Origin of the sequence: Bacillus sp. DWP3-1 (genome assembly GCF_049896565.1) — a bacterium.
GTDB lineage: Bacteria > Bacillota > Bacilli > Bacillales > Bacillaceae > Bacillus.
The window spans coordinates 22,428-34,976 of sequence record NZ_JAFCUN010000010.1; the positions used below are offsets into that span (position 1 = coordinate 22,428).

Annotated in this window: 13 protein-coding genes; all 13 read left to right on the forward strand. The window is 42.7% G+C overall.

The annotated features are described in order from the left end of the window. Positions 1-9: 9 nt before the first annotated feature. The 13 genes from ACP7A0_RS18095 to ACP7A0_RS18155 all read left to right on the forward strand — a co-directional run bounded on the left by ACP7A0_RS18095 (position 10) and on the right by ACP7A0_RS18155 (position 12,418). A complete protein-coding gene (locus ACP7A0_RS18095; RefSeq protein WP_060595354.1) occupies positions 10-963 on the forward strand; it encodes a ribose-phosphate diphosphokinase in 954 nt (317 codons plus the stop codon). Positions 964-1,100: 137 nt separating this feature from the next. Further along, the gene (locus ACP7A0_RS18100; RefSeq protein WP_060595355.1) at positions 1,101-1,727 is read left to right on the forward strand and encodes a 50S ribosomal protein L25/general stress protein Ctc; all 627 of its coding nucleotides are present in this window, start codon (positions 1,101-1,103) and stop codon (positions 1,725-1,727) included. A 140-nt stretch (positions 1,728-1,867) separates the two neighbouring features. Continuing rightward, a complete protein-coding gene (pth, locus tag ACP7A0_RS18105) occupies positions 1,868-2,434 on the forward strand; it encodes an aminoacyl-tRNA hydrolase (RefSeq protein WP_012008658.1) in 567 nt (188 codons plus the stop codon). A 55-nt stretch (positions 2,435-2,489) separates the two neighbouring features. Beyond that, positions 2,490-2,720 (forward strand): anti-sigma-F factor Fin family protein, encoded by a 231-nt coding sequence (locus ACP7A0_RS18110; protein ID WP_003217967.1) that lies wholly within the window; start codon positions 2,490-2,492, stop codon positions 2,718-2,720. A gap of 67 nt (positions 2,721-2,787) precedes the next feature. Then, positions 2,788-6,321 carry a transcription-repair coupling factor gene (gene mfd / locus ACP7A0_RS18115; RefSeq protein WP_426005943.1) on the forward strand — a complete coding sequence of 1,178 codons (3,534 nt, stop codon included), beginning with the start codon at positions 2,788-2,790 and terminating at the stop codon, positions 6,319-6,321. Between the two features lie 139 nt (positions 6,322-6,460). Next, on the forward strand, positions 6,461-6,997 hold the full coding sequence (gene spoVT, locus ACP7A0_RS18120) for a stage V sporulation protein T (RefSeq protein ID WP_003217990.1): 537 nt from the start codon (positions 6,461-6,463) through the stop codon (positions 6,995-6,997). Positions 6,998-7,190: 193 nt separating this feature from the next. Then, positions 7,191-8,795, forward strand: a complete 1,605-nt coding sequence (locus ACP7A0_RS18125) for a putative polysaccharide biosynthesis protein (RefSeq protein ID WP_066031451.1) — start codon at positions 7,191-7,193, stop codon at positions 8,793-8,795. Further along, a complete protein-coding gene (mazG, locus tag ACP7A0_RS18130) occupies positions 8,785-10,269 on the forward strand; it encodes a nucleoside triphosphate pyrophosphohydrolase (RefSeq protein ID WP_106031944.1) in 1,485 nt (494 codons plus the stop codon). The genes ACP7A0_RS18125 and mazG overlap by 11 nt, the downstream gene beginning before the upstream one ends. Beyond that, positions 10,266-10,526, forward strand: coding sequence for an RNA-binding S4 domain-containing protein (locus tag ACP7A0_RS18135; RefSeq protein ID WP_008341839.1), 261 nt, complete (start codon positions 10,266-10,268; stop codon positions 10,524-10,526). The genes mazG and ACP7A0_RS18135 overlap by 4 nt, the downstream gene beginning before the upstream one ends. 74 nt (positions 10,527-10,600) lie before the next feature. Beyond that, a complete protein-coding gene (gene yabP / locus ACP7A0_RS18140; protein ID WP_034665732.1) occupies positions 10,601-10,909 on the forward strand; it encodes a sporulation protein YabP in 309 nt (102 codons plus the stop codon). Next, a complete protein-coding gene (yabQ, locus tag ACP7A0_RS18145) occupies positions 10,906-11,544 on the forward strand; it encodes a spore cortex biosynthesis protein YabQ (protein WP_060595359.1) in 639 nt (212 codons plus the stop codon). Before yabP ends, yabQ begins: the two co-directional genes overlap by 4 nt. A gap of 18 nt (positions 11,545-11,562) precedes the next feature. Beyond that, positions 11,563-11,937 (forward strand): FtsB family cell division protein, encoded by a 375-nt coding sequence (locus ACP7A0_RS18150; protein WP_106072612.1) that lies wholly within the window; start codon positions 11,563-11,565, stop codon positions 11,935-11,937. A gap of 82 nt (positions 11,938-12,019) precedes the next feature. Further along, positions 12,020-12,418, forward strand: coding sequence for a S1 domain-containing RNA-binding protein (locus tag ACP7A0_RS18155; protein WP_003217901.1), 399 nt, complete (start codon positions 12,020-12,022; stop codon positions 12,416-12,418). The last annotated feature ends 131 nt before the right edge of the window (positions 12,419-12,549 follow it).

Consider the following 12,549-nt stretch of genomic DNA (forward strand, 5'->3'; position numbering starts at 1 on the left):
AGGTTTACCATGTCTAATCGTTATGCTGATGCGAATTTAAAGATATTCTCTTTGAATTCAAACCCTGAACTTGCTAAAGAAATTGCTGATCGTATCGGAGTTGATGTAGGAAAGAGCTCTGTTAAACGCTTTAGTGACGGTGAAGTCCAAATCAATATTGAAGAAAGTATTCGCGGCTGTGATTGTTATGTCATTCAATCAACGAGTGCGCCAGTCAATGAGCACATTATGGAACTGCTCATTATGGTGGATGCACTAAAACGCGCTTCTGCGAAAACGGTCAATATCGTGATCCCTTATTACGGATATGCACGTCAAGATCGTAAGGCAAAACCTCGTGAGCCAATCACTGCGAAGCTTTTTGCGAACTTACTTGAGACAGCAGGTGCTACTCGTGTCATTGCACTTGATCTTCATGCGCCGCAGATCCAAGGTTTCTTTGATATTCCAATCGATAACTTAATGGCTGTGCCAATCTTAACTAACTATTTCGAACAGAAAAACTTGAAGGATATCGTCGTTGTGTCTCCAGACCACGGTGGTGTGACACGTGCGCGTAAAATGGCAGACCGCCTGAAAGCGCCAATCGCTATTATCGACAAACGTCGTCCGAAGCCAAATGTTGCTGAAGTGATGAACATCATTGGTAACATTGAAGGCAAAACGGCGATTCTCATCGATGATATCATTGATACGGCTGGTACCATTACACTTGCTGCAAATGCACTTGTGGAAAATGGAGCGGCTGAAGTATATGCTTGCTGTACTCACCCAGTATTGTCTGGACCAGCAGTAGAACGTATCACAAATTCTAAAATAAAAGAATTGGTTGTGACAAACAGTATTCATTTAACAGATGACAAGAAAGTTGAAAAATTCATTCCGCTTTCAGTTGGGCCTTTGCTTGCAGAAGCCATCATCCGTGTACATGAAGAAGAATCTGTGAGCTACCTTTTTAGCTAATTTTCTGATTAAAAAAGGCCCTAGGCATCAGCTTGGGGTCTTTTTGCTGTCATCATTCAGAGCAAATAGGTTTAAAATGATTCGCTTATGGGTAATTATGAGAGTAGTGACAAAAATGAAATAGGATGGTGCTGAATATGGCAACTTTAAAAGCAAATAAAAGAACTGATTTCAAACGTTCCACACTGCAAAAAATCCGTCATTCAGGACACGTTCCTGGTGTCATATACGGAAAAAATACAGACAACCTGGCTGTTTCACTAGACAGCATCGATTTATTAAAGACCTTACGTGATGAAGGAAAGAATACAATCATCACATTAGACGTGAACGGTGAAACAAAATCCGTGATGGTCACAGAATTACAAACAGATCCGCTGAAAAATGAGCTTGTCCATGCAGATTTCCAAGTGGTCGACTTACAGCGTGAAATTGAAGCAGATGTACCTGTCCAGCTGATTGGCGAATCTAAAGGGGTAAAAGATGGCGGTGTGCTTCAGCAGCCACTATTTGAACTATCCATTACAGCGAAACCAAAAGATATCCCGCAGCATATTGAAGCAGATATTACAAACTTAGAAGTAAATGATGTCCTAACAGTCGCTGATTTGTCTGTTCAGTCATCATATCAAGTGAATAACGATCCAGAAGAAGTCGTTGCATCCATTTTGCCGCCTCAGCAATCAGAGGTTCCTGAGCCAGATAGCGAAGAGGAACCAAAAGAACCTGAGGCCATTAAAGAAAAGGATAACGATGGAGAATAACTGGTCATTTAGAGACGTAACCCTCCCGCGGTTGCGTCTTTTGTGCTAGAATGAAAAGAATTCATACGTTTTTACATGGGGCAATCCTATTGGCTCATTTTTTAGGCGTGTGCTTTGTGACAAAGGAGGTTATTGGTTTCATGATTGCATTCGTTGGATTAGGTAATCCAGGAAAAGAATATGAAAAAACAAGACATAATGTCGGGTTTATGACAATAGATGAATTATCGAAAAAATGGGACATCCCCTTAAATCAATCAAAATTCCATGGACAATTTGGAACAGGGTTTGTTTCAGGGCAAAAGGTTCTACTTGTAAAGCCGCTTACATATATGAACTTATCAGGAGAATGCGTGCGTCCGCTAATGGATTACTATGATATTCCACTTGAACATTTGAAAGTCATCTATGATGATCTTGATTTGCCAACTGGGCGGATTCGTTTGCGTACAAAAGGAAGTGCAGGCGGGCATAATGGAATCAAATCGTTGATTCAGCATTTAGGGTCACCTGAGTTTGACCGATTCCGTATCGGCATTGGACGTCCTCAAAATGGCATGAAGGTCGTCGATTACGTGCTAGGACGCTTTTCTGAAGAGGAGCAGCCTGACATTGCATCAGCCATTCAGGCGTCTGTCGAAGCTTGCGAGGCGGCTTTAACAAAGCCATTTTTAGAAGTGATGAATGATTTTAACAAGAAGGTATAAGAATGATAAGCAAAGCACATACTGATTATAAAATCTCAGCATGGGAGGATCACGTATGGCTTTGCATTATTACTGCCGGCACTGTGGTGTAAAGGTTGGCAGTCTAGATGAATCCGCTGTTCAAAGTGAAGCACTTGGATTTCATCACTTAACAAATGAGGAAAGAAACGATATGATTTCTTATAGGGAAAATGGTGATTTACATGTACAAACCATTTGTGAGGATTGCCAAGAGGCGCTCGAAAGAAATCCTGATTACCATCAGTATCATACCTTTATTCAATAAAAAGCTTTGGTGTAGATAATAGACCAAAGCGTTTTTCTGTTTTAAACAAGCAGGGAGGAGGAGCCAAATGAAAAATATACAATCATTTATCAAACAAAGTGATGATTTTCAGTCCATTTTTAATGGGCTAAAGGAAGGGTTAAAAGAACAGCTGCTCGCCGGACTATCAGGCTCCGTCAGATCTTTATTTACAGCCGCTATATCAGACGAACTTAAGCGGCCGATGTTTATTGTGACTCACAATTTGTATCAAGCGCAGAAGGTAACAGATGATCTTGCCAGTGTAATTTCAGATCGCTCGGTCCTTCTTTATCCTGTTAATGAACTCATTGCTTCAGAAATTGCCGTTGCCAGCCCTGAGCTCAGAGCACAGCGTCTAGATGTTCTGAACCGGCTGGCGAATGGAGAAAACCCCATTATCGTCACACCGGCTGCAGCGGTGCACAGAATGCTTCCGCCAGTTGAGCTCTGGAAGGAGAGTCAGATCCATTTAAAGCTCGGTGAAGAAATTGATTTGGAGGCGTTTTCAAAACAACTTGTACAAATCGGTTATGACCGGACGTCGATGGTTGCTGCGCCCGGAGATTTTAGTGTGCGCGGTGGAATCATTGATATTTATTCGTTAACGGAAGATCATCCGATCCGTATTGAGCTGTTTGATACAGAAGTAGACTCGATTCGAACGTTCCACTCAGATACACAGCGTTCATTAGAAACACTTCAAGAGATTAAAATCGGTCCCGCAAAAGAGCTGATTGTGAGAGGTTCTGAACGAGTGAGAGCCATTGAACAGCTTGATCAAGGACTTGCGAAGAGCTTAAAGAAATTTAACTCAGACCAGCAAAAAGAACTGCTTCATCAACATATTTCTGCTGATCGAGAGAAGCTGCTAGAAGGTATCGTGACACAGGAAATGACGAAGTACCTGTCCTATTTCTATGAAAAGCCTGCTAGTTTGCTAGATTACACATCACAGGATACGATTATTATTTTAGATGAAATTAGCAGAATTCAGGAGATGGAAGAACAGCTTGAACAGGAAGAAGCTGATTGGACAATTAGCCTGCTTGAAGAAGGTAATATCCTTCATGATTTATCCCTTTCTTTCCCGTTCCAACAACTGATCAATCAGCAATCGCGGTCTATTCTGTACTACTCCTTGTTTCTGAGACATGTCCAGCAGACAAATCCGCAAAATATCGTCAATGTATCTAGTAAGCAAATGCAGAATTTCCACGGGCAGATGAATGTGCTTGCGAGTGAAATTGAACGCTACAAAAAACAACAATACACAGTTGTCTTCTTAGGTGCGGATGAAGAGCGGACAGATAAACTATCTTCTGTCTTACATGATTATGACATTGAAGCCGCTCTTGCCAAGCCGGACGCCGAGCTTGTAAGCGGACAGGTGTATATTTTACAAGGTGAGCTGCAAACAGGCTTTGAACTGCCGTTATCGAAAATTGCCGTGATCACAGAAGGCGAGCTCTTCAAGAAACGTGTGAAGAAGCAGGCACGTAAGCAAAAGCTGACCAATGCAGAGCGAATTAAGAGCTATTCAGAGCTTCAAGTCGGCGATTATGTGGTGCACATTAACCACGGAATCGGTAAGTATTTAGGAATTGAAACGCTTGAAATCGGCGGCATTCATAAAGATTATTTAAATATTCATTATCAAGGAAGCGACAAGCTTTATGTACCGGTTGAACAAATTGATCAGGTGCAGAAGTATGTCGGATCAGAAGGTAAAGAACCAAAGCTGTACAAACTAGGCGGCAGCGATTGGAAACGTGTGAAGAAAAAAGTGGAAACATCTGTACAGGACATCGCAGATGATCTCATTAAGCTGTATGCGGAACGTGAGGCAAGCAAAGGGTATGCCTTCTCGCCTGATCATGAGATGCAGCGCCAGTTTGAATCAGCGTTCCCTTACCAGGAAACAGATGATCAAATCCGTTCGATTCACGAAATCAAACAAGACATGGAGCGGGAGCGTCCAATGGACCGCCTACTTTGTGGAGATGTGGGATATGGAAAAACAGAAGTGGCGATTCGAGCGGCCTTCAAAGCCATTGCTGACGGAAAACAGGTTGCTCTGCTTGTACCGACAACCATCTTAGCGCAGCAGCATTTTGACACGATTATGGACCGATTCCAAGACTACCCTGTCAAAATCGCTCAGCTGAGTCGTTTCCGTACAAGAAAAGAAACAACCGAAACGTTAAAAGGGCTGAAAAACGGAACGATTGATATGGTCATCGGCACACACCGTTTGCTTTCTAAAGATATTGTCTATAAAGACTTAGGTTTGTTGATCATTGACGAAGAGCAGCGTTTTGGTGTGACGCATAAAGAGAAAATTAAACAGATGAAAGCCAATATCGATGTACTGACATTAACGGCTACGCCAATTCCGCGTACGCTGCATATGTCTATGCTTGGCGTACGGGATTTATCGGTTATTGAGACACCGCCTGAAAACCGTTTCCCTGTTCAAACCTATGTGGTCGAGTACAATGGCGCTTTAGTCAGAGAAGCGATTGAGCGAGAACTAGCACGCGGCGGTCAAGTGTACTTTCTTTACAACCGTGTTGAAGATATTGAACGCAAAGCAGATGAAATCTCTATGCTAGTCCCAGACGCGAAAGTCAGCTATGCACATGGGAAAATGAGTGAGAACGAGCTGGAATCAGTGATGATCAATTTCCTTGAAGGTGAATCAGATGTATTGGTCAGTACCACCATCATTGAAACGGGAGTCGACATTCCAAATGTGAACACGCTCATCGTCCACGATGCGGATAAAATGGGGCTTTCTCAGCTGTACCAGCTAAGAGGACGAGTAGGACGCTCGAATCGTGTCGCATATGCTTATTTCACGTATCGAAAAGATAAAGTTCTGTCTGAAGTAGCAGAGAAGAGACTTCAAGCTATTAAAGAATTCACAGAGCTCGGATCAGGATTTAAAATTGCGATGCGTGATTTAACGATTCGAGGAGCAGGAAATTTACTTGGTGCACAGCAGCATGGATTCATTGATTCTGTTGGATTCGACCTCTATTCTCAAATGCTGAAAGAAGCCATTGAGGAAAGAAGAGGCGATACAACGGCTCAAGATAAATTCGAACCGGAAATCGATCTGCAAATCGATGCCTACATCCCGGACACTTACATTTCGGATGGGAAGCAAAAGATCGAGATGTATAAACAGTTCAGAGCGATTGGATCAATCGAAGAGCGAAAAGAGCTTCAAGATGAAATGATCGACCGATTTGGTGAATATCCGCAAGAAGTGGCGGACTTGTTCACGATTGCGACGATGAAAGTATACGCAGTGCAGGAACGTGTCGAACTGATCAAGATGGAGAAAGGCATTGTCAGGCTTACTCTTGAAGAGCAAGCAAGCAGTGAAATCGACGGTCAAAAATTATTTGCGCTCAGCAGTAAATATGGTCGTGATATAGGCTTGGGAATGGAAGGCAGCAAGCTGATTATTTCTGTTCAAACGAAAGGCAAGAAGACTGAGGAATGGCTTGAGATCGTTCTGAATATGCTTCGAGGCCTTCAAGAAGTGAAAAAAGAAACCATTCCATCTTCATAAAATTTTGTTTGTCTCTCGTGTATATTACGTTTGATGTGACGGATACTAAACTCAGGGTCAAGTGGTGAATGTTGCATAAAGTGGACGCTTTTGTTCCATTCACCCAACACATCATCAAACGAAAGAGAGGCAGCAGTGAATGAAAGCAACTGGAATTGTACGCCGCATCGATGATCTAGGTAGAGTGGTTATTCCGAAGGAGATTCGCAGAACATTGCGCATCCGGGAAGGAGATCCGCTTGAGATTTTCGTCGACCGCGATGGAGAAGTGATTTTGAAGAAATATTCGCCGATTAGTGAGCTAGGAGACTTTGCGAAGGAATATGCTGATGCATTATTCGACAGTTTGGGTCATTCCATACTGATCTGTGATCGAGATACGTATATTGCTGTATCCGGCAGTTCGAAAAAAGAGTACTTAAACAAATCCATCAGTGATTTACTTGAACGAACAATGGACCAGCGTAATTCTGTATTAGAAGAAAGCAAAAAAGAAATTCAACTTGTCGATGGTATTGATGATGACGTATCTGCTTATACCATTGCACCTATTGTTGCAAACGGAGATCCGATTGGCGCCGTCGTCTTATTTTCTAAAGAGCGTTCAATGGGAGAAGTGGAGCATAAAGCGGCAGAAACGGCAGCTGGCTTCTTAGCCCGTCAAATGGAACATTAGGTCTAATAATTCTATATCATATAGATAAAATGAAAGAATGCCGATGAAATCATTTGATTTTGTCGGCGTTTTTTATATGGGATGAAACAAAACGAGGAATGTGCCGTCTACTCCTTAGAAAGAAACGGCTTTTCATTCACGTATGATATAATGAGTGCGTTTAACTGTAGATCTATTTTTAAAGGAGTCATCCATGAAAAATGCTGTGAATCAGCCGCATTGGCTTTTCCAGGGTGCGGTGATTTTGACCATCGCAGGCTTGTTATCAAAGGTACTAAGTGCCGTTTATCGTGTTCCGTTCCAGAACATCGTAGGAGACACAGGGTTTTATATTTATCAGCAAGTGTATCCCTTCCTTGGCATTGCCATCATGCTCGGCACCACAGGGTTTCCTGTCATGGTGTCCAAGCTTCTGAGTGAGCATGGGGAAGAGAATCGAAGGATCATTACAAGGGTATCCTTGGTCTATATCACTTTACTGAGCTTGGTCTTATTTCTTTGTCTTTACATAGGAGCAGGCAGAATTGCGAGCCTTATGGCGGACAGTCAATTAATCCTGCTCATCCAAATGAGTGCTTTCGTGTTTTTATTTCTTCCGCTTACCGTGATGCTGAGGGGAGTTTTTCAGAGTGACGGTATGATGCTTCCAACGGCTATTTCTCAATTGGTGGAGCAACTCATCAGGGTAGGCGTCCTGCTTGTTTTATCCTTCTATTTCGTGAGGCGCGGCTATTCGCTTTATGAAACAGGGGCGGGTGCGGTCTTCTCCTCCATAGCGGGGAGTGCGGCCTCGCTTATACTGCTTCTTTTTCTTTGGCTGACATACCGGAAACAGCCTGCTGCAAGTATGACAAGCAAACAGGCGACACTTCGGAAAAAGGATGTTTTGAAGAGTTTGGTGCTGTATACATTCACGATTTGTGTCAGCGGATTGCTCATTTTATGGATGCAAATGGTTGATGCCTTTCATCTGTATGCGTTGCTGCGCAGTGAGGGTCTGAGTGAAGCCGCGGCAAAAGCGGCAAAAGGTGTGTATGACCGAGGACAGCCGTTCTTACAGCTAGGGACGGTGTTTGCCATTAGCATAGGAACCTCTCTTGTGCCATTTTTATCGGCGGCCATGAGGAATGGAGAGCATGAAGCGATAAGGCAAAAAGTGCGTACATCGTTTAAGACCACGTCGGTTTTAGGGATTGGTTCAGCAGTTGGGCTGATTTGTATTCTAGCGTCAGTCAATACCATGCTTTTTCGTAATGACTTAGGCACCGATGCGCTGCAAATATTCTGTATTTCCATCGCATTTACATCGATTGCGATTACGCAAGCAGCTTTACTTCAAGGGCTCGGGCATACTGTGTATCCGGCTGTTGTGGTGATTCTCAGTGTGCTGGTGAAATGGATACTAACGCTTGCACTTGTCCCGCTATTTGGCATCTACGGTGCCGCATGGTCAACCGTATGTGGTTTTCTCGCTGCGGCTCTGCTCAATGCCGTTTATTTGAGGCATAAAGGATGGATTTCGTTGAGAGAGCTGTTCCCAGTGAAAATTCTTTTATCGGCTGCTTTCATGGCCATTGTCTTAATAGGGTATCAGGCACTGTTTTCTTGGGTCATTCCCTTTGAAAAACGTCCTTTTTTCGTTTTAGAGAGCCTGACGTCAGTTTTTATTGGTGGTTTCGCCTTTTTATATAGTATTCTTAAGCTAGAAGTATTTACGGACGAGGAATGGAGACTCATTCCATTAGGAGAAAAGATTTTATATTTTAAACAGATGAGAGGGAATCGAAATGGCAGGTAAGATTACCGTCGTCGGTCTCGGGGCAGGCGACATGGATCAGCTGACGCTCGGTGTATACAAGCAGCTGAAGCAGGCGAAAGAAGTATTTATGAGAACGCAGGATCATCCGCTTACCGCAGAGTTGATGCAGGAGGTCTCATCGCTGACCTTTTTTGATGAAATTTATGAAAAACACGATCAGTTTGATTCGGTCTATCAGGAAATCACTGAAATTTTATTTACAGAGGCTGCGGAAAAGGATATTGTGTACGCAGTACCAGGACACCCATTTGTCGCAGAAAAGACCGTCCAGCTATTAGTTTCTCAGCAGCAAGAGCGCGGGATTGAGGTGTCTGTTGCTGGTGGACAAAGCTTTTTGGATGCGACGTTTAACTCCTTGCAGATTGACCCAATCGAGGGATTACAATTCGTTGATGCAGGAGATATGAGAGCGGACGATCTGAAATTGACCCAGCATGTCCTCATTTGTCAGGTATATGATCAGCTGACCGCTTCGAATGTGAAACTCACGCTGATGGAAAAGCTTCCTGACGATTATGAAGTCTATATTGTGACTGCGGCTGGAAGCAGTCAGGAAGAGATTACTGCCGTTCCTTTATTTGAACTTGATCGAGATGTGTCGATAAATAACTTAACGAGTGTTTATGTACCTCCGATTCAAGATGAAAAGCTGCTTTTTCAACAATTTGACACTTTCCGTGACGTCATACGTACATTAAGAGGTCCGGGCGGCTGTCCATGGGATCAAAAACAAACCAATGAGTCACTTAAACCATATTTAATTGAAGAATGCTATGAACTGCTTGAAGCGATCGATGAAGATGATCCAGACCATATGGTGGAAGAGCTCGGAGATGTGCTGCTGCAGGTGTTACTTCACGCCCAAATTGGTGAAGATGACGGCTTTTTCTCAATTGATGACGTCATCCAGCATGTCACAGAAAAAATGATTCGTAGACATCCCCATGTGTTTGGTGACACAAATGTTTCTGAAGCAGCAGATGTGGTCGCCAACTGGGAAAAAATCAAGCAGCAGGAGAAGCCGGAGCGGGCAGCCTCCATTTTGCAATCCATCCCGGCGACGCTTCCAGCACTAACAAAGGCATATAAGCTCCAAAAGAAAGCCGCCAAAGTAGGCTTTGATTGGACAGATGTGAAAGATATTTGGAACAAATACGAAGAAGAGAAGCAGGAATTTCTCGTTGAAGTGGCAGAGAAGCCGGACGAAAGTGCAACGAAGCAGATGAAAGATGAATTTGGAGATCTTTTGTTTGTTCTCGTCAACATTGGAAGGTTCTATCAGCTAGAGCCTGAAACGGCACTCGCTTCCGCCAACACAAAATTCATGCGTCGCTTTCAGCATATCGAACAAAAAGCAAAGGACATGGGACGTTCATTAGATGACTTAACGCTAGAGGAAATGGACGATCTATGGAACGATGCCAAACGTATAGAAAGAGGTGAGCATACATGAGACTAGATAAATTTTTAAAAGTGTCCCGTTTAATTAAAAGAAGAACATTGGCAAAAGAAGTAGCTGATCAAGGCAGAATTTCTATTAACGGCACACAGGCGAAAGCCAGCTCTGACGTGAAAGAAGGAGACGAGCTTCAAATCCGTTTTGGTCAAAAACTTGTGACGGTTCAAGTCAACGAGTTAAAGGACACGACGAAAAAAGAAGAAGCCGCTGGCATGTATACTGTGCTAAAAGAAGAAAAAACAGCAGAATAGGGCTTGTTCTAAATGATCCTCCTGTCACATACAATGCAGTAACAATGCAAGTATGAGATATGGGGGATGTATAAATGAATCAATATTATAATCAACCTCAAGGCACGAAGCTGTCATCAGAAGCGGAGCACAATGTCACAATGCGAAACAGAAAGCATTTAGATATTACCGGTGTCAAACAGGTGGAAAGCTTTGATAATGAAGAATTTCTGCTTGAGACGGTCATGGGGATTCTCGCTATCCGTGGAGAAAATCTGCAAATGAAAAACCTAGACGTCGAAAAAGGCGTTGTATCGATCAAAGGGCGTGTCTTTGACTTAATTTATGTAGATGAGCAGCACGGGGAGAAAGCTAAAGGATTTTTTAGCAAGCTGTTTAAATGACGCTGACAGTCCAGTTTTATACGATGCTTTCGATGGTAGCGATGGGCATCTGGCTGGGCGCATCGCTTGATACGTACAAGCTGTTTGTGAATCGGGAAAAGACAGCAAAATGGCTTTTGGTTATACACGATCTCCTTTTTTGGCTGGTACAGGGCCTCTTATTCTTTTATGTCCTGCTGCTGACAAATGAAGGAGAATTCAGGCTTTATATCTTTCTAGCCGTTGCACTAGGTTTTTCGATGTATCAGGCATTGATGAAACAGCTGTATATGAACATTCTCAAGTTTATGATGATGTGTGTGTATCAGACCGCTCTCGTCCTTAAACGGCTGGTCATGTCCATCGTCTTCCAGCCAATCCGCTGGCTGCTGACCTTAATCATAAGTGCTATTATGTTCTTGCTCCACTTGCTCTTACGTCTTGTTCATTTTACGTTTCGGCTCGTGTGGAAGGTGCTGTCCATTGTTTGTTATCCGCTCATCTGGTTACTTAATGTGACCATTATTCATCGGATTCCCGAAAAATGGCGAACATCAATGAGATTGTTTTTCTCTAAAGGAGCAGGAATTTTACAAGGGACCAAGAAATTATCTGGTACCATCAAAACGAAATGGAAACAATTCTGGACAAAGTAAGAGAGGAGGCCTTCAACCTTGAACAAGAGAAAAAGAAATATCGCACAAATTCAAAATGATTACCAAAAACAAATGGAACAGCAAGCACAGCGCATAAAACGCAAACGCCGTGGACTCCTTAGAAGGCTTACCGTGTTTGGTGTGATTGTGCTCATGTTTGCTGTCTTGGTGACAAGTGCCCTCTGGTCGCAATCGTCCTCATTAAAGGAAAAAGAAGAGAAGAAGGTTGCGCTTGAAAAAGAATTGAAGCAATTACAAACAAAGCAGGAAGATATTTCTGATGAAATTAAAAAGCTGAAAAGCAAAGAATACGTACTCGAACTGGCACGACGAGACTATTATATGTCCAAAAAAGGCGAAAAAATCTTTGATGTGGGCAATAAGAGCGATTAGCCTTGTTGACACTTAAAATTCAGTTTATGTATAATTGAACAAATGAGATTTTTTTATAAGTCTAAGGAGGAGCACTTTTTTTATGTCGATTGAAGTTGGCAGCAAGTTACAAGGGAAAGTTACGGGCATTACAAATTTTGGAGCTTTTGTGGAGTTGCCAGGCGGTTCAACTGGTCTCGTTCATATCAGTGAGGTAGCCGATAACTATGTAAAAGATATTAATGAGCATTTAAAAGTCGGTGAACAAGTTGAAGTGAAAGTGATTAACGTTGAAAAAGACGGTAAAATCGGCTTGTCCATTAAAAAAGCAAAAGATCGTCCTCAACAACAACAATCAAGACCGAGCAGAAATGATTTCCGTCCGAAGGAATCGTTTGAGCAAAAAATGAACAAATTCTTAAAAGATAGTGAAGACCGCTTAACATCTTTAAAACGTAACACGGAATCAAAACGTGGGGGACGCGGAGCAAGAAGAGGTTAACTTGTTGCTGCTTTCTATATATCTTTCACAACAAAGCACCTGCTGTCCGCAGGTGCTTTTTTTCTTGATCCATACGACATTTTTTGAGATTTCTTCATTTAATTTAGAACTTCCTATTGACGGACAAGCGA